Source organism: Marichromatium purpuratum 984 (assembly GCF_000224005.2).
Lineage (GTDB): Bacteria > Pseudomonadota > Gammaproteobacteria > Chromatiales > Chromatiaceae > Marichromatium > Marichromatium purpuratum.
Map to the genome: position 1 here is coordinate 1215522 of NZ_CP007031.1, position 18864 is coordinate 1234385.

Genomic DNA, 18864 nt, shown 5'->3' on the forward strand with positions numbered 1-18864 from the left:
CTCAGGCCCTCCACGTGAGCCGCACGCCAGAGACGCGGGCGGCATGGTCGTTGGTTTCGCGCAGCCGCAGCCGCCGCGGATCAGGCGCGCGATCGACGCGCACCGTGGGCCGCCCTGCGTGCGCCGTGGCTGCGATGACGCGGCAGCCGCAGCGAGCCGCCAATGCGCAGAGCGCGAGGGCGACGCGAGTGTCGTTGCGGGTGCTCATGACGTGAGCCTCCATGCTGCGATGGCGATAGCTACCTGCAGTGCGATCGAGCCGCCGAGCAGAAGCGCCCAAGTGGAGATCAGCTGCGGGCGACTCATGCCGCATCCCCTCCCGGTCGCCCCGGGCGCGACGGCGGCCAGCGACGCACCGGGCGGCGCAGCGGCAGGACGTTGTCACCGGCGGCCTGCGCCCGAGTGCGCGGCAGCGGCGGGAGCGCGGCGCGCTCGGCGTCGCTCAGCGCCCGGTCGATGGCGACGATGCCGCCTGCGCCGTCCTGGCGGACGTCGGCGCAGACCTCGCGCAGCCACGCGGCGATTTCGGCGGCGGAGCGCTGGTCTGCGACATGGATCGTGATCTTGGGCATGGCTACCTCCACGGGGTCTTCGGGGCGATCGGGGCGATCGGCCCGCGGAATTCGGCGCGGCGCGCCACGGAGTCAGTGCGCCGATACCGGCGCTCGCGAGCAGGGCTGTTACCGACGATCTCGATCCGCCCGGCCTCGCGCAGCGCACGGAGCGCGTGCTTGGCGCGAGCGGTCGTCGTGTCGGCGGCGTTCGCGAGCTCGGTGACGCTCATCGCGGATCCGTCGGCCAGCCGCCCGAGCAGTCGATCGGCCAGCGTGAGCGATGCCGGGCCGGTGGCCTCGGGCTGCGGGCGCACGGGTAGGCAGGTGATGCGCGCCGTGTGGGGCGGACGCCAGCCACTGCTCGCGTCCGGCAGGCGTGGGCGCAGCGGGCGCCAGGGTGCGTCGTGGGCTGGATGGATGCTCATGCTGCGGCCCTCCGGTCCAGCCGCTCGACCCGCTGATGCACCTCGGCGCGCAGCCGGTCGCGCAGCACCTCAACGCTGCGGGATAGCGCCGTGAGGTCGGCGTCGGTGAGTCGATCGACTCGCTCAGCCAGCAGCTCGACGCCGTCCATGGACTCGGTCAACTCGGCCTCGCAGCGCGGGCAGCGCCCGCAGCCAGCCTGCCAGCTGTACTCGGACACATGCCCGCAGACGCCGCAGATGGCTGCGTAGACGCCGTGGCCGATGTTGTAGATGGCGTGGTCGATGCCGACCGGGTAGTGCGGGCCGTCAGCGTTGGGCCATTGACGCAGCAACTCTTCTTCGGTGCTGATCTTGGCGAGCAGGTCGGACCTGTGGTCGTGCTCGGCGTAGGGGTTGTCGTCGGGGTGCATGGTGGTCTCCCTCGGTTGCTGCATTAGGTGCGGCTTCGAGACAGATGTTAGTCATGCCTAATAATCAGGTCAAGAAAAAAGTTAGGCGGAACGAATCACGCCTAACTTCGATGGATTAGCGAGCAATCAACCGGCTGCCCTACGGTTCTCCAGAAGCTCCTTCAAGAGCCGGTCGTAGTACGATTTTTTCTCACCAAGATCATGCACGAGCTGGTCGACCTCGCTTTGCGGGAAGCCCTCCAGCAGCCTGATGATCGCTTGGTATTTCGCCGGCAGTTCCGATAGTCGCGGATCGTCTCCCGGGTCGTTCGCGGGGGTTGCTGGTGGTTGCTCGTGTCGGGGCTGCTCTTCCATCTCTCCGCGTCCATATAGCAGCCACTCCTGGCGTATGTGCAGATAGCTGCACACCCGAACAAGGTTCTCGCCCTTCAGGTTCTTGATGCCGCCATGCAACCAGCCGTGCACCGTTGGCGGCTTGACGCCGACGGCGCGTGAGAGCTCTGCCGGCGACTTTTCGCGCGCAGCTAGGGCGTCTCGGAGGCGGTCATTCCAAGTCGTTTTCATGTAGGGAAGCCTAACACCTTGAAAAATAGGTGGGCTTAAGCGATCCTTGACCGCGTGATTAGTTATGCCTAACATCATCGCTATGGACGCAAACACTGTGATCGATGCTCTCGGCGGTACCGCTGCCACGGCCAAGCTCTGCAAGGTGCGCCCGCCGTCCGTCTCTGGGTGGCGCAAGAACGGCATCCCTGAGTACCGCTTGGACTACCTACGGCTCGCGCGCCCGGAAGTGTTCCGCAGCCTGGGCGACCCTACCCAGACGCCCCGCGCCGCCGCCTAACCCACCAAGGAGACCCGGCATGCCCAACAACGACTCAACTCCGACCAGGGAGGTCTCTGTCGCGCCCAGGGCGCTTGACGAGGCGCCGCCGCCCGACAGCTTGCGCTCCGCCTTGGTGGCGATCCTGAAGGCTTTGGCTTGTCCCGAGGGCTCGCGCGACGACGATCGCGATACAACCCCACCAGGAGACCCGGCATGAACGAACGCACCTCCCTGATGCGCCCCGACCAGGAATCCAAAGAGACCCTGACCCTGGCGTCTGAGATCGCCGCCCTGCTGCGCGAGGGTGAAAAGCGGGGCGCAAGACCGCTGGACTCCGCCTGGATTGCGATCCAGGCGGAGTACGGAGGCGTTATGGCGATCGGGATGATGAAGGACTACTTGGGCGGGCTGTCCAAGACCTGAGCCAAGAGTTGGTGGTAAGCCGACAGGGTCATCTCGACTTGGGTTGGCGGGGCGTTGTCCCGCCACTCCACCGAGTGCCGCTTCATGAAGTTCTGTGGATCTTCCCGGCTCGCGATGTCCTTGGCCAGCTGCATCAGCGCAATCCGTTGCTCGATTGTGATTTCCATGGAGGTCTCCTGTGAACGCAAGTGTGTGTGGTAACCACGAGCCTAGCATGGGGATCTCCGCCTTTTCCGCGCCGGGCGCTCTTTCGGCTGATGGTGCGCCAGGCAGGCGATCGCTTCCACGTGATCCAAGGAGTCAGTCCCATGCACGACCCCGTTGAAACCGCCATCTCCGAGATGGCTGCCAGCTACAAGCCCGGCGGCTATGTCGGGCTCGCGAAGGCCATCGACCGACGCCCCGGCGTGTTCTTCAATCAGGCGACCTTCCAGGACCGCAACCAGCTCGGCATCAACACGCTGCGCGCCGCCATGCGGGTGACCAGCGACCACGGCCCGCTGCACGCGCTGTGCGCCGAGTTCGGCTACGGCGCCGTCTCGCTGGGAGCGTACCGGGACTGCTCTGACGCCGAGCTGATCTCGTGCATCACCGCCCTGGGCGCCGCTCGGGGTGAAGTCGATGCCGAGCTGCATCGGGCGTTCGAGGATCGGCGCATCACCCGCGAGGAGGCGCGCCGGATTCGCGAACGTGCCTCGGTGGCGATCCGCGCCAACCTGGAGCTGCTCTCGCGGCTCGATGCCCTGGCCGAGGCCGAGACTCAGGCCGAGGAGCGACGGGCGCTGCGCGCCGTGGGAGGCGCGTGATGGACCGGACAATCAACGCCGAGCTACTGCGCCTCGCCGAGCATGCCCGCGCCGTGGCGCGACATGCCGGGGCGCGATGGCGAGCGCTGGAGCATCGGGGCGACTGGGCTGAGGCTGTTGCGATGCGGCGCCTGGAGCGGCGGATGCTGGCCTCTGGCGAGCGGTTTGCGCGCGAGGCGCGGGGGGTGTCCAGTGCGACGCACAGCGTGGAATGAGTCCGAGGACGACGCGCTCCATGGCCTGCCGTGGAGCGCCCAGCTGATCTACCTGCGCGCGCTGCGCCCACACATGGACTACGCCAGCGGCATCGTCGGGCAGCGGCGCGGGATCTCGCTGCGAGGGCTCGCCGAGACGCTGCACGTCGAGCACGGACAGGGGCGGCGTGAGGCTGGTGATCCCTCACCGAAGGCGGTGCGTCACGCCCTGGAGCTGCTGGAGCGCGCGGGGTTGATCGAGCGCATCCCCGCTGATCGACAGCTCATTTTTCGGCTTCCCCTCGCCGACGTGGATTCGTCTGCCTCCGAGAAGTGGGGCAGACGTGGGGCAGACGTGGGGCAGAGCAACCAGGGCACACCGAAACCCAACAACGACGCGGCCTCGCCAGAGATGCAGGGCAGACGTGAGGCAGACCCGGAGACGAGGAAGAGGGGCACACATCCGGTATCCGGTTTACCGGATACAGGAGGTTCTTACGAACCTGTCGAGTTCGCTGCTCGCGAACCCGACCAGCCAGCCAAGCCGCGCACGGACTCCACGAGCCACGCACCCACTCCGCCCACGCCGATCGCCACACGCCGATTGCCCGACAAGGCCGACGCGGTGCGAGAGGTCTTCGACTACTGGCGCGCCGCGCTGGACCACCCGCGCGCCAAGCTCGACTCGAAGCGGCGGCGGACGATCGCCGCACGACTGAAGGACGGCTACAGCACGGAGGATCTGAAGCGCGCCGTTGACGGCTGTCGCGCCTCGCCCTGGCACTGCGGGCAGAACCCGAGCCGCAAGCGCTACGACGACATCGAGCTGATCTGCCGGAACGCGGTCAAGGTCGAGGGGTTCCAGAAGCAGGTCGAGCAGCGGCACAGCGGCAACGACGAGCTGGCCGCATGGATCAACGAAGGCGACGAGCAGGTCATCGAGGGGGTATTCAGCCATGTCGGATAGCAGCACGCGGCCAAGCGTGGCCGAAACGAAGCGCCAGTTCCTGGCGATCATGAACGACCTCGGCGAGCTCTATGAGCGCCAGATCTCCCCCGGGCTGGTCCGGCTCTACTGGGAGGATCTCGGCCATCTGCCGATCGAGGCGTTCGAGCAGCTGGTGCGCGCTCATCGCCGAGATCCGGTGCGCGGGCGCTTCTTCCCGAAGCCTGCCGACCTGCTCGCTGCGGCGGAGGCGATCGGCGGCGGTGCGCTGAGCGCCGACGAGGCCTGGACGCTCGCGCTCGAGGTGTTCGACGAGAGCGCATCGGTATGCGCGACCGAGGAGGTGCTGACTGCGGCGGCTGCCGCATCGGGCGTGTGGGCGACCGGCGACAAGATCGGCGCGCGAATGGCGTTCCGGGCCGCCTATGACCGTGCGATCACCTCGCAGCGCGCCGAGGGGCGCCCGACCGTATGGCGGCTCTCGCTCGGCTGGGACCCTGAGCTGCGAGCCAGGGCGGCGCAGGCGGCCGTCGAGCGCAAACTCATCACGCAGGAGCAGGCCGCGCCGCACCTGCCGCCGCCAGAGCCCGAGGGGCCGGCTGCCGCGGTTGCAGGCCTGCTCACCGGTAGCTCGACGGTCGTGCCATTCCCTGGCGGCGACGAGGCCAAGACGCGCCGCCGCCTGGCCGAGCTTCGGGAGGCGATCACCAGCGCCGGGCGCCGCGCCGAGCCGGAGGGGCCGAGCCGGACGGAGACGATCGCCGCGCGCAAGCGCGCGGCGCTTGCCGCTCTCGAGGCGCACCGGAACCAACACGCGAAGGAGGCGGGCTGATGGCCCAGAGAGGCATCAACAAGGTGATCCTGGTCGGCAACCTTGGGGCCAACCCCGAGATCCGCCACATGCCCAGCGGCGACGCTGTGGCCAACCTGCGGATCGCCACCAGCGAGAGCTGGCGGGACCGCGCCACCGGCGAGACCCGCGAGCGCACCGAATGGCACAACGTGGCCATCTTCGGCAAGGTCGCCGAGGTCGCCAAGCAGTATCTGCGCAAGGGCTCGAAGGTCTATATCGAGGGCAGGCTGCGCACCCGTAAATTTCAGGGCAAGGACGGCCAGGATCGCTACACCACCGAGGTGGTGGTCGACATCAGCGGGACCATGCAGATGCTCGACGGGTCTGGGGACGGGCAGGCGGGCGCAGGAGGCCGTCAGAGCACCCAGGCCGGGCGAAGCCATGGCGGCGGCGCTCCGGCTCCCAGCAATCACCCTACGCCCTCTGGTGCGGACTATGACGATGACATCCCGTTCTGAGCGCCCCGTCCGCCAAATGAGTTATCAGAACACATTTGATCGAACCAGCGGACACGAGGACGCCCCGCCGCTCACCTGCTGGAGCTGCACTCACTATCGTCCCGAACGCTGCGAGCGCGGGATCTACGGCTGGCCCGCTCGGCGGCTCTCCGCCTGCCCGGCGGGGTGCTATGAGCCGGGTAGTGATGAGGCTGAGCGGCGGGACGCCGAGGATGATTGAGGTGCTACTCCCTTACCCGCCCAGCGCCAACCGGATGTGGCGCCACGTCCGTGGGCGAGTCGTGCCGTCGGCGGACGCGGAGCGCTGGCAGCGCGAGGCTGCATGGCGAGCCCAGGCCGCTGGGGTCAGATCGACCAGTAGCGATGTCGCGGTGGCGCTGGTGCTGCATCCGCGGCTCACCGCCAAGGGGCGCCCGAGCCGGCAACGCCTCGATCTCGACAACATCATCAAGCCGACGCTCGATGCGCTGCAGGGCACCGCCTACGACAACGACCGGCAGGTGGTGCGGATTGGCGCGGAGGTTGGCGAGGGGCTGCCGGGTGGCGGCCTGACAGTGCGAATCGAGGTGCGCTGATGCGAACGAGGTTGGGCAAATGATGGATATCAAGACCTCGGGGCTGAAAGCGGTCCAGGCCGCGATCAAGGGGCTCGAGCGGCAGTTGCCGTACATGCTCTCGCGGTCGGTGAACGATGCCGCCTTCAAGGTGCGCGCGGCTGAGCAGGATGAGATGCGCCAGGTCTTCGATCGGCCGACGCCCTATGTGCTGCGATCAGTCTACGTCCAGAAGGGGCGGGCACAGCAGCCCAGTGCGCAAGTCGGTCATGTCGACGCGAAGCGGGACGCGCTGATGCGCTGGTCCGAGACGGTGCGCCCGCATGTCATCGGAGGTCGTCGCGCCGAGAAGGGCACGGAATCGCGGTTGAGCCGAATGGGGATCATGCCCGCCGGCTGGCGGGTGGTGCCCGGGCCAGCGATGCCGCTCAATGCCTACGGGAACCCGAAGCCGAGCGAGTATGCGCGCATCCTCTCGTTTCTGCGCGCCTACACCGGTCGAGCTCGCAGGCTCAACCGCTCCTCGACCAGGCCTCGTGCACGCGCCACCTTCTTCGCCGTCGAGGTTGGCTCACCGCAGGCGCGGGGGATTCGACCCGGCATCTACAAGCGCGATGGCTCGGGCATTCATCCGATGCTCTATTTCGTCCGCGGCGCGGAGTATCGGCCGCAGCTCAACTGGGTGCGGGTGGCGCGCAAGACAGTCGATGATGCGTTTCCCGCTGCGTTCGACCGCGAGTTGACGCGCGAGCTGGCTCGACAGCGAACGAGGAGGGGATCGTGATCGTCAGTCCTCGCCCCGGGTCCTTCCCGGGCCCCTTCGCCCGCGGGTTCGTTGCAGCTCGACATTCGCGCGTTTTTCGGTTGCTTGGGGTTGTTTCTGGTGTCGGTCATCAATGATCTAGCGGCGCTGCCGGCGGGGCGGTTGGCGAACAAGGCGCAGGTGGCCGAGTTCTTCGAAGTGTCTGTGCCGACCGTGGATGCGTGGTTGCGTCGCGGCTGCCCGGTGGTTGAGCGCGGTGGTCGAGGCCGGCAGTGGCGCATCGACCTGCTCGAGGTGGCGCGATGGCGGTTCGGTGGCGACGCGCCAGAAGATGGCGATGACCCGGAGAAGATGGCCCCGAAAGATCGGCTCGACTGGTACAAAGGGGCCAGGGAGCGAACAAAGCACCTACAGGAGTGCGGCGAACTGCTCCCCGCCGCCGAGTTCGAGCGCACCCTGTCGGCCGTGCTCCAGGGCGTGGCCATGGGGCTCGAATCGCTCCCCGACATCCTGGAGCGTGACGCCGGTATCGACGGCGCCGCCATCGAGCGTGCTCAAGGTGTGGTCGATCGCCTGCGCGAGGACCTCTACCGGAGGATTGTCCCCGATGCCAGTTGATCGCTACGCCAGCGCCCAGGGCATCAGCCGCGATGTCGCCGACATCATCCGCCCGCCGCGGCGCGTGGCCGTCTCGACCTGCGCCGCCGAGGTCGTGCGCATCGAGACCCCGGGTGGTTACTCCGGCCCCTGGGATGCGCAGCTCACACCCTACATGGCCGAGCCGATGGACCTGCTCAAAAGCCGCCGGCACGAGGCCGTGGTCTTCGTCTCGCCGGCGCGTACCGGTAAGACCCAGGCCCTTCTCGACGGCTGGCTCGCGCACTGCGTGACGGCCGACCCCGGCGATATGGGCCTCTACTTCCCGACCCAAACCCTGGCCTACGACTACCGCAAGCGTCGCATCGAGCGACTACACCGCAACAGCCCGCGACTACGCGAGCGCCTCAGCCCGCGCAAGCACGACACCACCATCGAGATGATCGCCTACCGCAACGGGATGATCCTCAACCTCGGCTGGCCGACCAGCTCGCAGCTCGCGCAGCGCGACCTGCGCTATGTGGCGATGACCGACTACGACTCGTTCCCCGACGACATCGGCGGCGAGGGCGAGCCCTTCGGCCTGGCCCGCAAGCGCACCCAGGTGGCGATGTCGGCAGGCATGACGCTGGTCGAGTCCAGCCCCAAGCGCGAACTCGTCACCAACCAGTGGACACCGGACGGCCCGCACGCCGCGCCGCCGGTCAAGGGCGGCATCCTGCCGCTCTACAACCGCGGTGACCGGCGCCGCTGGTACTGGCCGTGCCTTGATGGCTGCGGCGCGCGCTTCGAGCCCCCCGCCATGCCGCTCTACGACGAGGCTGAAACCATCGAGGCCTCCGCCGCGACGGCACACATCTGCTGTCCGCACTGCGGGACGCGCTACCTGCCGCACGACAAGCGCCGACTCAACATTGCCGGACACTGGTTTCGCGAGGGCGAACTCGACGGCTCGCCGCGCACCGCTGCGATTGCCTCCTATTGGGTGCTCGGCTGCGCCGCGGCATTCCAGCAGTGGGAGTCGCTCGTCACCAACGCGCTGCTCGCCCAGCGCGAACTCGAGGCGAGCGGCGATGAGACCGCGCTGCGCCAGACCACCAACACCGACCAAGGCATGCCCTACATGCCGCGCGCCATGGCCGAGTCCCGAGGCGCCGAGTCCCTGGCCGCCCGCATCGAGGAGGCCGAGCGCTATCGCGTGCCGGACGGCGTGCGCCTCCTGCTGGCCGCTGTCGACGTCCAGGGCAACCGCTTTGAGGTCTGCGTGATCGGCTTCGGTATCGGCGGCGAGCGCTGGATCGTCGACCGCTACGCCATCCGCAAGACCGCTGCCGGCGAGCCCCTGCAGCCCGCCGTCATGCAAGAGCACTGGAGTGAGCTCACCGATCGCGTCATCAACGCCACCTACCGACTACCCGACGACCGCGAACTGCGCGTCTACCGCACCGGGGTCGATCTCGGCGGCTACGCCAACCGCGCCAAGGGCGCCGACTCGACCGCGCGCGCCTACGCCTGGTGGCGCGAGCTGCGTCGCGCCGGGCTCGCGCACCGCGCCCGCCTCGTGCGTGGCGACGGCTCGAGGAGCGCCCAACTGGTGCGCGAGACCCTGCCCGACACCAGCAAACGGCACGATCGCAAGTCCGGCAGTCGCGGCGACGTGCCGGTGCTTATCCTCAACGCCGATCGCATCAAGGACCGCGTCTCGGCCGATCTCGCGCGCGACGTCCCGGGGCCGGGCTACATCCACCTGCCGTCCTGGCTCAGCCGCGCCCAGCGCGACGAGCTCACCGCGGAGCAGCGCACCCCCGACGGCTGGCGACAGATCGGCAACCGCCGCAACGAGACCTGGGACCTGCTCTGCTACGCCGAGGCGCTATGGCTCCATTGCGGTGGCGACCGCATCGACTGGGCACGCCCCCCGGCCTGGGCCGAGGCCTGGACCGACAACACCGAGGTCGTCACCGCCGACCAGCGCCGCGCCCTCAAGGCCACTCACCGCCCGGGCGTCCGGCGCCGCGCCTCGCAATGGTGGTAGCCCATGTCCCGTGACGTCCTCCACGAAACCGCCGACGAGCTCATCGCCGCCGGCGCCGATCCCACCCTGGTGCGCGGCGTCATCGCCCGCATTCGCCAGCGGGTCGGTGGCGCTGAGGTCTACGTCTGCGCCATCGACCGCGTGGCGCGGGACGACGCCATCCGCCGCGAGCTCGCCGCCGGTCGCGACATCCACGAGGCCGCGCGACGCATCGGCGTATCACCATCCACCATCCGTCGCCGGCGCTCGCAGTGGTTGCGCTGACCGGCGTGCAGCTTCCGGTATTTTTGGCGCCGCCGCGCGCCTAGGCTCGACACGACACAACCCGAGAGGATCGCCAATGGCCTTCACCTCCGACCAACTCGCCACCCTCGAGGCCGCCGCCGCTTCCGGCCGACTGCGCGTCCAACTGGGCGACAAGGTCATCCAGTACCAGACCCTGCCCGACCTGATGCACGCCATCCGGCAGGCGCGCGCCGATGTCGCCGCGGCTGCCGGACTGCGGCCCGGGCGGGCGCTGCGCTGCTACCTGGAGCACCACCGTGGCTAAGCGCCCACCCGTCATCGTCGACACCGCCGGCCGACCGCTGCGCACCCCCGCCCAAGCCCATTACGAGGCCGCCAAGCTCACGCGCCGCACCAGCGGCTGGCATACCCGCGCGACCGGCCCGAACCGCGAGATCCGCGCCGACCTGCACAAGTTGCGCGACCGTCACCGTGACCTCGCGCGCAACAACCCCTGGGTGCGCAAGGCGATCGCCGCCATCGTGCACAACACCATCGGCCACGGCGTGCGCGCCCAATGGTCGACGCCAGAAGTCCAGCAACGTTGGAGCGCGTGGTTCGAATCGACTGCGATCGACGCCGACGGTCATCACAACGGCTACGGGCTCCAGGCGCTCATCCTGCGCACCGTCGTCGAGTCCGGCGAATGCCTGATCCGGCGCCGCCCGCGCCGTCCCCGGGACGGCCTGCCGCTCCCACTGCAGATCCAGGTGCTCGAACCCGACTTCCTCGACACCGCCAAGCACGAAGAACTCGCCAACGGCGGCATCATCCGGCAGGGCGTCGAGTTCGACCGACTCGGCCGCCGCGTCGCCTACTGGCTCTACCCCGAGCACCCCGGCGATGCCGTCCGCGGCGTGCCGGGGCAGAGCAAGCGCTACGGCGCCGAGGCGTTCCTCCACGTCTACCGGCTCGACCGCCCCGGCCAGGTGCGCGGCGTGCCCTGGGGCACCGGCGCCATGCTGCGCGCCCGCATGCTCGACGACTACCAAGACGCCCAGCTCGAACGCCAGCGGCTGGCCGCCTGCTATGTCGCCTTCGTGCGCGACACCGAGCTGCCCGCCGACGCCGCGCCGCTCGACGACTACGAACTGCTCGACCGCCTCGAGCCCGGCGCCATCGAGCTACTGCCCGCCGGCAAGGACGTCAGCTTCGCCAGCCCGCCGCAACCCGAGGACGACGAGCGCTTCACCAACCAGACCCTGCGCGCCATCGCTGCCGACTACGGCATCCCCTTCGAGGTGCTCACCGGCGACCTCTCCGAGGTCAACTTCAGCAGCGCGCGCATGGGGCAGCAGGAATTCGCGCGCGCCATCGACGTCTGGCGCTGGCAACTGCTCGCCCCCCAGGCCTGGGACCCGATCGCGCGCTGGTTCGCCGCCGCCCTCGCGCTCGACGGCCTCGCGCCCGCCGGTGAGCCCCGCTGGTCCGCGCCGGCCCGCACCCTCGTCGACCCCTCCCGCGAAATCCCCGCGCTGCGCACCGCCATCCGGGCCGGCCTGATCTCCCTGCCCGAAGCCATCCGCCAGGCCGGCTACGACCCCGAAACCCTCGCCCGCGACCAAGCCGCCTACCTCGACGTGCTCGATCGGCTGGGCGTGCGGTTTGATTCGGATGCGAGGGAAGGAAGGGTGGGGTGATGGTCGGCGTGAGCTGGGCGGACGATAGGCCCTGGTCCTGACGCAGGAGCAGGCTTCAGGCACCTACTTGCCTATCGGGAACATCCACTTGGCGCCGCCTGCCAAGCTGAACTCGCCGGTTCGCGCCGACCGGCGAGGGCAACCTCCTGCAGTTTCTCCGCGTGGGGTCGTTGATCCTCTTTCTGGCGAGGCTGTCAACCATCATGTAAACTGTAAACCAAAGTGTCAACCGTGGCAGTGGAGCGACCTGTGAGCGAGCGAATGTCGAATGCGCCGGTGTACTATGCGCTAGCGCAGGCGCACTTCAATCCGGTGGCCGCAATGGCCAAGTACGTCAACCAGATACAGGATCGGCTGCGTCGTGAAGGTTACCCCCTGTTCGAGCCGCAGGAGGTTACTCACTTGGTCGTGCCGAGGCCGGGGCAGGCGCAACAACCCGAGCCGAAGATTCAGCAAACGACATCCTGGCTCTTGGCCAATCAAGACCGAACCGCAGGCTTTGTTCTTTTGCCTTCGAGTATCACGTTCCAGACGACGAACTACGACACGCACGAGACCTTCATCCCTGAGCTGTTGCGTGGGTTAAGCGCGGTTCATGAAGAGGTCAGCCTTGACCACGTGGGGCGCCTGGGCCTGCGCTACCTGGATGCCGTGCTGCCAAGAAGCGGGGAGCAAGTCGAGCAGTATTTTGCCGATGGTGTTCATGGGGTGAAGTTTGATGCGCCCTGCCAGCACGCAATGAGCGAATCCGTGTTCTCGACCAAGGTTGGCCCGCTTGTGACTAGTGGAACCTTGGTCGTGAGGGTGTATCGCGCGAATGCACCGCTTGGCTTCCCCCCCGATCTATCACAGAACGGGCTGACACCGAACGCTCGCTTCGCTATGACGGAACCATGCGACCACGGCGTGCTCGATACCGATCATTTTTGCAGCGGTCGCATGCCAATCAATCCAGATGAGCTTGAGGCACAGCTGCACTCTTTACATGCCTCTGTCAAGTCCGTGTTCATGAAAGCGACTACGGATCATGCGCGTGAGACATGGGCGTAGCCCTGGGGGAGGTCAACATGTACACCGCAACATCACCGGGAACCGCGATCCCGTGGTCGGTTGCGCCCACTCGTCCAGTAGCAGCTGTGTTGGTGGTGGCGGCCAGCCTGACCGGAGTGTCACCGTTTGTCAGCGGCACTGGCGGTGCGTTAGATATATCTCGTGCTGTAGCCTGGTGCAGGCTAGGAGAAACGAGAACCTCTATCTCTTCTGTGGATGTCGAGGTGGATGGCGAAGAGGAGGCATCTTGCCCCGACGTTCGCAGCCCTTTAGATCATCTGACCAACATCCGCGAGACGCTCAACCCGGCGATCGCCGATCTTGCCGGGGCTTTTGCTGTGTCTAGGCAGTCGATCTATAAGTGGCTGAAGGGCGAATCAATGCCAGAAGCCGGCAACCTTGAAAGAATACAGGCGCTTAGCCAGGTGGCGGATGCTTTTCGTGAGGCAGACATCAAGCGGGCGCCGGCAATGCTGAAGATGAAGGCTTTTGAGGGGCGGTCGCTCTTGGATCTCGTTGCAACAAACGAGGCCACCCTGGAGCATGCCCGGTCGCTGATCTCAGAAGCAAAAGCCATGGATGCGTCATACGAAAGATCGGGGTTGGCCAGGAGCAAGGCCAAGCCATCAGAGGACTGGCGTTCCAGTCACTCCATCCCTGGAGCTGTCGAGCGGTGATTCGGAGATCGTAGAATGGTGGACCGGGGAACGTCATGGCGACAGGGAGACCTTCTCGCAAGCGAAGCACTGGCCCGACTCAGGTTGAACGAAGCCTTAGAGCCGGAGGGCGAGTGCTTCGCTGTCGTCATCTCTCACGACTGTGACATCCCTCACCCGCATGAGCCATACATTGAGGTGATCCTGGCCAAAGTGGTTGATCGCGCCGACGGGACGCCGGACCCGCAGCTTTCCCACGCCAAGAATCCTCGAAAACTCCATCTTGTGTACGACAGGCTGGGTGGAGGCTCGATAGTGCTCGAGCTGCAGCACGCGAAGAGACAGCTCGTTCATAAAGAGGCATTCAGAGAGCATGCAACTCGCTTTGCAGATGCCTCGCTTTCGGAGATGTCGAAGCGCACCCTGAAGCAATGGCTGGCGGCACGCTATGGCCGGCCAGCCTTTCCCAACGCCTTCGAGAGTCGGCTTGGCAAGCGCATTCGCGGAAAGGAAGTGAAGCGCCGGATCGCTGGAATCCTCAAGCCCCATGCCGAGCACCTGGTAGGGCTGTTCTTCGATCTGGGTGAGCAGCGCGGCGTCGAGGTTCCTGATGGTGAGCCCTACGCGCTATCCATCACGGTTGCATATGACGCTGAGAATGGCGCGTCAGCAGCGCGCGAGGCCGCCGAGCGCGTTGCGCAAGGTCTTCAAGAGCTTTTCACCGAGGCATACGGGCTTCCCGAAGATGCTGATGAGATCGCGCTCGATGCCTGTGAGGCGGTCCCGGATACACACATGACGCTCGCCGACATTCGGCGCGTGGATCAATGGCGGCTTGAATACCTCAGCCTGTGTGATGACGAGCAAGAGAACTTCCTGCCGGATGGCGCCGCCCCCGCGCGAGGGAAGGCAAGGACCCAAGCGCGTCACCTCTTCATTGGCTCTCTTCTCACGCGCCTCCCAGGCCTACACCACAGCCCCATCTGACCACAGCCCCGCGTATCGCGCGGCGCCTTCCCTGGCGCCGGTCTGGCCTCAGTGCCGGCGCTGCCCGGTCGGTTCATCGACCTCGGGATAGTCCCGTCCGGCCTGGGCGCGCGCCGCCAGCTCTTCGAGGTCGCGCTCCATCCAGCCCGAGAGCGTGTGTGCGATCTCGCCGTGATCCTCCTTGGCCGATCGCATCAGGCGTGCGCGCCAGTCCTCGATCAGCGGCTCGGCCTGTTCGCGCCGGCGCACCACGCGGCGCAGCACCTCCAACTCGGCCTCGTTGCGCATCTGGACCAGCGGTTCGACGGCCTGCAGGATGCGCCGCATCTCCTGGGTGAGCACCGGGAGGTTGTCCACCGTGAAGCGGTTGGGCGAGCGCACCCCGGTCGCATCGCGCAGCGCGTACCACACGCCCTGGGTCCACGCCTGCTCGTAGTGGAAGCGATGGCTGATGAGCCAGATCACCCGCCGCAGGTTGGCCATGTCGTTGTTGGTCAGCGGCTCGGAAGCGGGGTGCCGGGGCGCGTGATCGGCGTTGGGGACGCCGCGCAGTTCCATGCTGGCCATGTACACGATGGCGTCGGCGAGCTGGGTCCGTGGCAGCTGGCTGTACTTGGCGATGCGGAACTTGTTGTGCAGCCGCGACCAGATCTCGGCCAGGCCCTTGCCTTGGAGTGCGGGCGCGAGGTGGGCGACCTTGCGTTGAGCGAGTTCGGAGAGGGTTTGCTGCTCGGAGGGGATGATGGTTTCATACCGCTCACCCACGGTGCGCTCGGGGTTCACGCGGAAGTAGGCGTTGACCAGTTCGCGCTGGATCTGCCACGCCAAATCGTCGGTGAAGCTCTTGACCAGCAGCAGGTAGCCGGACTCGGTGACGACGGTCAGCTTGCTCCGATGCGCGTCAGAAATCGCGCCGGGGCTGGTAGTACGAATTTCGTCCGGGCTGACACTGAACCAATCTTGCCCTTCGATCAGGCGCGATTTGTTCTCGGTGAAGTTGCGGCGCGCAGTCCCTTTAGGGCGGCCGTGAACCTCGTCGACCTGGGTGAACGTCAACACGCGCTGATCGCGGATGACGATCGGGTGAATCTCAACAGAGTTGATGGAGACGATGGGGTTGGTCATGACGACCTCCACAGATTTACTCTCACGTAACGGGAAGCCCCGAAGGGCGGCCAGGAGGGTGAGACGGCTCTGTGAGACCGCGCGCAGCTTTTCCGGACGAACCGGTCTTGTATGGCTGCACACTCCCGGCCAGCGAAATCTGGCGCGGGCGCACAAACAAAAATACCGCATGTCTGACGGGTGCGGTGTCCGCACAGAAGAGGTTCTCACGCCTCTGGCGGAAAGCATAGGAGAGTCTGCGGGAGGGTGTCAAGCGGCAAAAAACAGGCTGGGGTTCAGGTGGCCGGGCTCTGTGACGACGGTCATATCGCTCTTTCTTGCCTCTGAGACCGCGCCAGGACTGTGCGTCCGAATTTCGGACGCACCGACAACAAAGTAATCCTGGTCTTCGATCAGCCTAGCTTTTTTGTCGTTAAAGCGCTTGCGGGCGGCCCCGGATGGGCGGCCATGAACTTGGTCAATCTGAGGGAGGGGCAACACGCGCTGGCCATTGAAGACGACGGGGTTGTTACCGCCACGGATTGTCTTAACTGGTTGATTTTGCTCCAAAGCAGGAATTCCTGCTTTGGCTGAATTCAACGACTTAGCGAGTTCGTCGATCAGCTCCTGAGTCTGCTGACTTTCAAGCCAGTGCTTCGGGCGGTGGCGCTGCTCGCCGCCGGCAGCCTTGTGCAGGTCGTTGAGGCTGTAACGGGTCTCGTTGTCTTGGTGGATCTCGATATCACCAACAGCGATGGCGGGAGGGCGTCAAGCGGCTGCGCCGTCAGACCAGCCCGGCGACCTTGAGCAGCACCCCGATGATGACGGTGGTCTGGAGCAGCCCGGCGCCGATGATCCAGCGGGTGAGGTCGGCCCTGGCCTCGGCGATGCGCACGTCCATCTTCAGCTCCAGTTCGCGCAGCCGGTAGTCCAGGTGCTCCGGCGTCACGGGACGCTGCGCGGTCTGTGCCTCCTTGAAGGCTTGCGCGATGGCCTCGGCCTGATTCTCCGGGATGCCGGCATCCTTGATGGTGCGGATGAACTGATGGGTGTCGAAGGTGATGGTCGTCATGCGTGGTGGCTGCCGCTGAGGGTTGCCCATAGGATGGGGTGCGGCGCTGCGGGGGTCAATGGCTGGGCGGTTGGGGCTATCGCCCCACCCCGGGGTCGCGCAGCACCTGCTGCGCATCGTTTCGGAGTCCCCCGAGGTGCTGCGTGAGCGCGGCTGAGTGGCGTGCCCCTGCTACTCCGCGCTCACAACCATAAAGACCTTACTGGTCGCTCGACTGAGATAGCAGTGATACCACTCTGCACCAACATATCCGCCGTAGCCGTTGCGCGCGTTTACCTTGATCGGCAGCCTGTGGGCAACGATCCTGTGGCTGGCGTAGGTGATGACCTCTGCCCCCATGGTGCCGATCTCGACGAGCTCGACGCTCGCGGGGTCCTTGAAGCTACCCTCTTTGACGCAGATCTCGGCGAGCGCCTCAATGGTGGGTCGAGACTGGTCAGGAGCTGAGGCGGACCGGACCTCGATCCGCTCGGATTCGCCGGGGCACGGGGTTTGAGAAAACGTTACCGCCCCGGTCTCGGGGTTCGTGCACTTGTAGACGCCCGCCAGCCCCGCCCCGCACCATACCGCCGCTGCTGCGGTCGCGGCCACTACCATCCAGCGCATCACCACCTCCTCAGCCGCCGCTTGCCGCTGAGGGCTGGCCGGCGGCCGAGTCGTCAGGGTGATTGTGCTCGGTGAAGGCCCAGACCAGCGCCCCGACCCAGCCGAGGAAGGTCCAGCCAAGGAGCAGGTTGAGCACGAAGATCGCTTCGGTCTTGCTGTGGCGACGTCCCCTTGCGACCAACCCTGGCAGGAAATAGAAGGCGAGACCAAGCAGCATCAGGGATAGGATGACCACCACGCTGACGATCTCCTTCAGCGGCAACGCCTCGAAGATTTGCGCGGCGAAAATCGCGACGGCAGCGACCACGGAAAGTATGGCGACAACGAGCGCGCCATGGGCGGGTCTTTGATGGGCGACTTGTGGCCTGCGAGGGCTTCGAGCTGCTCGGCGCGATGGGGCGACCGCCTGCGGGTTGAACGCCGGCCGCCCCGTGTTCTCTGCCCCGCAACTCTGGCAGACCCAAGCCGCCGCATCCTTGCTCGTCATCGTCTGGTAGCCGCACTTCCGGCAGTGCCGCCACTCCATATCAGTTATGCCGCCCATGGCCCCTCCCTTGCGACTCCTTGGATTGATCGCCCCGAAGTATCGCCCTACACCGCCAGCAACATCAAGCTCTTCCCTGTCGAGTTCATGCAGCAGTGGCAGTGAGTCAGCGCCGTGACCAAAAGGCTGCATAAGGCCAGCCCCTTTGGGATGCCAAATTCAGGCGCTTGCTATTGACCGTACCGGTCAATGAACTTGTTTCTGGCCTGTCGTGCCTGATCGCAATGCCATAAGGCTCTATCGGTGCAGGTGACGCACATCCTGAGATAGCTAGCGGCTGATTTGAGGTCGCGCGCGCGATAGTCGCTGAGGCTGTCTGCATATCGCCTCCATCGATCCGCCTCTATGAGTAGCTTGCGCATTCGCTTGCCGCATAAGACGGGGTCATGGCGAGGGAGGTTTTGGCCGATCAAGATTAGTAAGTTGATGTTCTCTGATAGGTTCTTGAGCGGATCCTGCTGCTTGATATAGCGGGTGGCGTCTGGCGGCGGGGTTGATCGCTCAACCTCAACGCGCGCTGGACAGCGACCGGACTGGCGGATGATCAAGCGCTCCCCTCGGTCGAGAGATGCTTGAGCTTCGGTGCTACGCGGAATAGCCATCGAGTATGGCGGAGTGACGTCAGAGTAAATGATATCGCCTTTGGCATTGTAAAGATCGTAGCAAGCAGCGCTTGCTGTGCTGCATGCACTCAAAATCCAGGCCGCGAGCCCAGCGATCAGCCAGATTGCGAGAGATCCTGGAGCCAGCCTTTGGTCGGTCCTTAGCGATGAGTTCATCATTACTTGCGCACCCCGCAAGCCAGACACTGGGTGTAGATCCTATCTTTCTTGGTTCTGACCTCGACCATGCCACCGCAGTTCGTGCAGGCGTCTCCCTTGCCGCGCCACCACCTCCACAGCCTGATGCTCTGTAGAAGGGCGTATATCGTAGTCGTGATCGTCCCGACACCGATGGCGAGCAGCGCCAAGCGCTGCGACATGCCAGCAAGGGATGAGATGTATGGTGATTGAGCGAGCAGGGGCGGGATGAATACCCCGAAAAGCCAGTACGCCGCGAGCGCCGAAAGCAAGATG

The 18864-nt window shown here is 66.1% G+C and carries 26 protein-coding genes; 15 read left to right on the forward strand and 11 right to left on the reverse strand.

Translation table 11 applies throughout. The features are described from left to right. Window position 1 precedes the first annotated feature (1 nt). The 5 genes from MARPU_RS05540 to MARPU_RS17035 all read right to left on the reverse strand — a co-directional run bounded on the left by MARPU_RS05540 (window position 2) and on the right by MARPU_RS17035 (window position 1953). Window positions 2-208 carry a hypothetical protein gene (locus tag MARPU_RS05540; RefSeq protein WP_005220627.1) on the reverse strand — a complete coding sequence of 69 codons (207 nt, stop codon included), beginning with the start codon at window positions 206-208 and terminating at the stop codon, window positions 2-4. A gap of 94 nt (window positions 209-302) precedes the next feature. Continuing rightward, on the reverse strand, window positions 303-572 hold the full coding sequence (locus MARPU_RS05545) for a hypothetical protein (protein WP_005220629.1): 270 nt from the start codon (window positions 570-572) through the stop codon (window positions 303-305). A 2-nt stretch (window positions 573-574) separates the two neighbouring features. Next, a complete protein-coding gene (locus MARPU_RS05550; RefSeq protein WP_005220631.1) occupies window positions 575-979 on the reverse strand; it encodes an ArsR/SmtB family transcription factor in 405 nt (134 codons plus the stop codon). After that, complete coding sequence (locus MARPU_RS05555; protein ID WP_005220633.1) at window positions 976-1389, reverse strand: hypothetical protein; 414 nt, start codon at window positions 1387-1389, stop codon at window positions 976-978. The genes MARPU_RS05550 and MARPU_RS05555 overlap by 4 nt, the downstream gene beginning before the upstream one ends. A gap of 126 nt (window positions 1390-1515) precedes the next feature. Further along, window positions 1516-1953 (reverse strand): helix-turn-helix domain-containing protein, encoded by a 438-nt coding sequence (locus MARPU_RS17035; RefSeq protein WP_005220635.1) that lies wholly within the window; start codon window positions 1951-1953, stop codon window positions 1516-1518. Between the two features lie 475 nt (window positions 1954-2428). Between MARPU_RS17035 and MARPU_RS05570 the strand changes: the two genes are divergently transcribed. Next, window positions 2429-2638, forward strand: a complete 210-nt coding sequence (locus MARPU_RS05570) for a hypothetical protein (protein WP_005220641.1) — start codon at window positions 2429-2431, stop codon at window positions 2636-2638. Here the strand turns inward: MARPU_RS05570 and MARPU_RS05575 are convergent. Continuing rightward, window positions 2611-2805 carry a hypothetical protein gene (locus MARPU_RS05575; protein WP_005220643.1) on the reverse strand — a complete coding sequence of 65 codons (195 nt, stop codon included), beginning with the start codon at window positions 2803-2805 and terminating at the stop codon, window positions 2611-2613. The genes MARPU_RS05570 and MARPU_RS05575 overlap by 28 nt on opposite strands. 141 nt (window positions 2806-2946) lie before the next feature. Between MARPU_RS05575 and MARPU_RS05580 the strand changes: the two genes are divergently transcribed. From MARPU_RS05580 to MARPU_RS05650, 14 genes are all read left to right on the forward strand, one after another. Continuing rightward, entirely contained in the window at window positions 2947-3444 is a 498-nt protein-coding gene (locus MARPU_RS05580; RefSeq protein ID WP_005220645.1) for a phage regulatory CII family protein, read from the forward strand. 192 nt (window positions 3445-3636) lie between these two features. Next, the gene (locus tag MARPU_RS17500; RefSeq protein ID WP_005220648.1) at window positions 3637-4605 is read left to right on the forward strand and encodes a hypothetical protein; all 969 of its coding nucleotides are present in this window, start codon (window positions 3637-3639) and stop codon (window positions 4603-4605) included. Further along, window positions 4595-5416, forward strand: coding sequence for a hypothetical protein (locus MARPU_RS05595; protein WP_005220650.1), 822 nt, complete (start codon window positions 4595-4597; stop codon window positions 5414-5416). The genes MARPU_RS17500 and MARPU_RS05595 overlap by 11 nt, the downstream gene beginning before the upstream one ends. Beyond that, a complete protein-coding gene (gene ssb / locus MARPU_RS05600) occupies window positions 5416-5895 on the forward strand; it encodes a single-stranded DNA-binding protein (protein ID WP_005220651.1) in 480 nt (159 codons plus the stop codon). The genes MARPU_RS05595 and ssb overlap by 1 nt, the downstream gene beginning before the upstream one ends. Window positions 5896-6107: 212 nt before the next feature. Then, window positions 6108-6470 carry a RusA family crossover junction endodeoxyribonuclease gene (locus MARPU_RS17040; protein ID WP_005220655.1) on the forward strand — a complete coding sequence of 121 codons (363 nt, stop codon included), beginning with the start codon at window positions 6108-6110 and terminating at the stop codon, window positions 6468-6470. Between the two features lie 22 nt (window positions 6471-6492). Beyond that, on the forward strand, window positions 6493-7233 hold the full coding sequence (locus MARPU_RS05610; protein ID WP_156929235.1) for a hypothetical protein: 741 nt from the start codon (window positions 6493-6495) through the stop codon (window positions 7231-7233). 51 nt (window positions 7234-7284) lie between these two features. After that, the gene (locus MARPU_RS16545; protein ID WP_005220658.1) at window positions 7285-7830 is read left to right on the forward strand and encodes a DUF1441 family protein; all 546 of its coding nucleotides are present in this window, start codon (window positions 7285-7287) and stop codon (window positions 7828-7830) included. Beyond that, window positions 7820-9844 (forward strand): phage terminase large subunit family protein, encoded by a 2025-nt coding sequence (locus MARPU_RS05620; RefSeq protein ID WP_005220660.1) that lies wholly within the window; start codon window positions 7820-7822, stop codon window positions 9842-9844. The genes MARPU_RS16545 and MARPU_RS05620 overlap by 11 nt, the downstream gene beginning before the upstream one ends. A 3-nt stretch (window positions 9845-9847) precedes the next feature. Continuing rightward, window positions 9848-10108, forward strand: a complete 261-nt coding sequence (locus tag MARPU_RS05625) for a hypothetical protein (RefSeq protein WP_005220662.1) — start codon at window positions 9848-9850, stop codon at window positions 10106-10108. Window positions 10109-10184: 76 nt separating this feature from the next. Beyond that, entirely contained in the window at window positions 10185-10394 is a 210-nt protein-coding gene (locus MARPU_RS05630) for a phage head-tail joining protein (RefSeq protein WP_005220664.1), read from the forward strand. Next, a complete protein-coding gene (locus MARPU_RS05635; RefSeq protein ID WP_005220666.1) occupies window positions 10387-11769 on the forward strand; it encodes a phage portal protein in 1383 nt (460 codons plus the stop codon). The genes MARPU_RS05630 and MARPU_RS05635 overlap by 8 nt, the downstream gene beginning before the upstream one ends. 249 nt (window positions 11770-12018) lie before the next feature. Continuing rightward, a complete protein-coding gene (locus MARPU_RS05640) occupies window positions 12019-12819 on the forward strand; it encodes a TIGR04255 family protein (protein WP_232229503.1) in 801 nt (266 codons plus the stop codon). Between the two features lie 17 nt (window positions 12820-12836). Next, the gene (locus MARPU_RS05645) at window positions 12837-13496 is read left to right on the forward strand and encodes a helix-turn-helix domain-containing protein (protein ID WP_005220671.1); all 660 of its coding nucleotides are present in this window, start codon (window positions 12837-12839) and stop codon (window positions 13494-13496) included. 84 nt (window positions 13497-13580) lie between these two features. Then, window positions 13581-14462, forward strand: a complete 882-nt coding sequence (locus MARPU_RS05650) for a hypothetical protein (protein WP_198015496.1) — start codon at window positions 13581-13583, stop codon at window positions 14460-14462. A 48-nt stretch (window positions 14463-14510) separates the two neighbouring features. Here MARPU_RS05650 and MARPU_RS16550 read toward each other — a convergent pair whose 3' ends face one another. The 5 genes from MARPU_RS16550 to MARPU_RS17865 form a co-directional block, all read right to left on the reverse strand. Beyond that, window positions 14511-15587, reverse strand: coding sequence for an ORF6N domain-containing protein (locus tag MARPU_RS16550; RefSeq protein ID WP_005220688.1), 1077 nt, complete (start codon window positions 15585-15587; stop codon window positions 14511-14513). Between the two features lie 249 nt (window positions 15588-15836). Further along, window positions 15837-16322, reverse strand: a complete 486-nt coding sequence (locus tag MARPU_RS17505) for a KilA-N domain-containing protein (protein WP_322786272.1) — start codon at window positions 16320-16322, stop codon at window positions 15837-15839. 28 nt (window positions 16323-16350) lie between these two features. Further along, a complete protein-coding gene (locus MARPU_RS05665) occupies window positions 16351-16638 on the reverse strand; it encodes a hypothetical protein (RefSeq protein ID WP_005220689.1) in 288 nt (95 codons plus the stop codon). 171 nt (window positions 16639-16809) lie between these two features. Next, on the reverse strand, window positions 16810-17244 hold the full coding sequence (locus tag MARPU_RS05670) for a DUF4124 domain-containing protein (RefSeq protein WP_005220691.1): 435 nt from the start codon (window positions 17242-17244) through the stop codon (window positions 16810-16812). Between the two features lie 10 nt (window positions 17245-17254). Beyond that, complete coding sequence (locus tag MARPU_RS17865) at window positions 17255-17920, reverse strand: superinfection immunity protein (protein ID WP_198015498.1); 666 nt, start codon at window positions 17918-17920, stop codon at window positions 17255-17257. Window positions 17921-18864: the final 944 nt, after the last annotated feature.

What these genes read in the sequence shown, in the direction of transcription:
- MARPU_RS05540 (WP_005220627.1), bottom strand. Translation starts at nt 208, where the DNA reads ATGAGCACCCGCAACGACACTCGCGTCGCCCTCGCGCTCTGCGCATTG.
- MARPU_RS05545 (WP_005220629.1), bottom strand. Translation starts at nt 572, where the DNA reads ATGCCCAAGATCACGATCCATGTCGCAGACCAGCGCTCCGCCGCCGAA.
- MARPU_RS05550 (WP_005220631.1), bottom strand. Translation starts at nt 979, where the DNA reads ATGAGCATCCATCCAGCCCACGACGCACCCTGGCGCCCGCTGCGCCCA.
- MARPU_RS05555 (WP_005220633.1), bottom strand. Translation starts at nt 1,389, where the DNA reads ATGCACCCCGACGACAACCCCTACGCCGAGCACGACCACAGGTCCGAC.
- MARPU_RS17035 (WP_005220635.1), bottom strand. Translation starts at nt 1,953, where the DNA reads ATGAAAACGACTTGGAATGACCGCCTCCGAGACGCCCTAGCTGCGCGC.
- MARPU_RS05570 (WP_005220641.1), top strand. Translation starts at nt 2,429, where the DNA reads ATGAACGAACGCACCTCCCTGATGCGCCCCGACCAGGAATCCAAAGAG.
- MARPU_RS05575 (WP_005220643.1), bottom strand. Translation starts at nt 2,805, where the DNA reads ATGGAAATCACAATCGAGCAACGGATTGCGCTGATGCAGCTGGCCAAG.
- MARPU_RS05580 (WP_005220645.1), top strand. Translation starts at nt 2,947, where the DNA reads ATGCACGACCCCGTTGAAACCGCCATCTCCGAGATGGCTGCCAGCTAC.
- MARPU_RS05595 (WP_005220650.1), top strand. Translation starts at nt 4,595, where the DNA reads ATGTCGGATAGCAGCACGCGGCCAAGCGTGGCCGAAACGAAGCGCCAG.
- ssb (WP_005220651.1), top strand. Translation starts at nt 5,416, where the DNA reads ATGGCCCAGAGAGGCATCAACAAGGTGATCCTGGTCGGCAACCTTGGG.
- MARPU_RS17040 (WP_005220655.1), top strand. Translation starts at nt 6,108, where the DNA reads ATGATTGAGGTGCTACTCCCTTACCCGCCCAGCGCCAACCGGATGTGG.
- MARPU_RS05610 (WP_156929235.1), top strand. Translation starts at nt 6,493, where the DNA reads ATGGATATCAAGACCTCGGGGCTGAAAGCGGTCCAGGCCGCGATCAAG.
- MARPU_RS05620 (WP_005220660.1), top strand. Translation starts at nt 7,820, where the DNA reads ATGCCAGTTGATCGCTACGCCAGCGCCCAGGGCATCAGCCGCGATGTC.
- MARPU_RS05625 (WP_005220662.1), top strand. Translation starts at nt 9,848, where the DNA reads ATGTCCCGTGACGTCCTCCACGAAACCGCCGACGAGCTCATCGCCGCC.
- MARPU_RS05630 (WP_005220664.1), top strand. Translation starts at nt 10,185, where the DNA reads ATGGCCTTCACCTCCGACCAACTCGCCACCCTCGAGGCCGCCGCCGCT.
- MARPU_RS05645 (WP_005220671.1), top strand. Translation starts at nt 12,837, where the DNA reads ATGTACACCGCAACATCACCGGGAACCGCGATCCCGTGGTCGGTTGCG.
- MARPU_RS16550 (WP_005220688.1), bottom strand. Translation starts at nt 15,587, where the DNA reads ATGACCAACCCCATCGTCTCCATCAACTCTGTTGAGATTCACCCGATC.
- MARPU_RS05665 (WP_005220689.1), bottom strand. Translation starts at nt 16,638, where the DNA reads ATGACGACCATCACCTTCGACACCCATCAGTTCATCCGCACCATCAAG.
- MARPU_RS05670 (WP_005220691.1), bottom strand. Translation starts at nt 17,244, where the DNA reads ATGCGCTGGATGGTAGTGGCCGCGACCGCAGCAGCGGCGGTATGGTGC.
- MARPU_RS17865 (WP_198015498.1), bottom strand. Translation starts at nt 17,920, where the DNA reads ATGCAGCCTTTTGGTCACGGCGCTGACTCACTGCCACTGCTGCATGAA.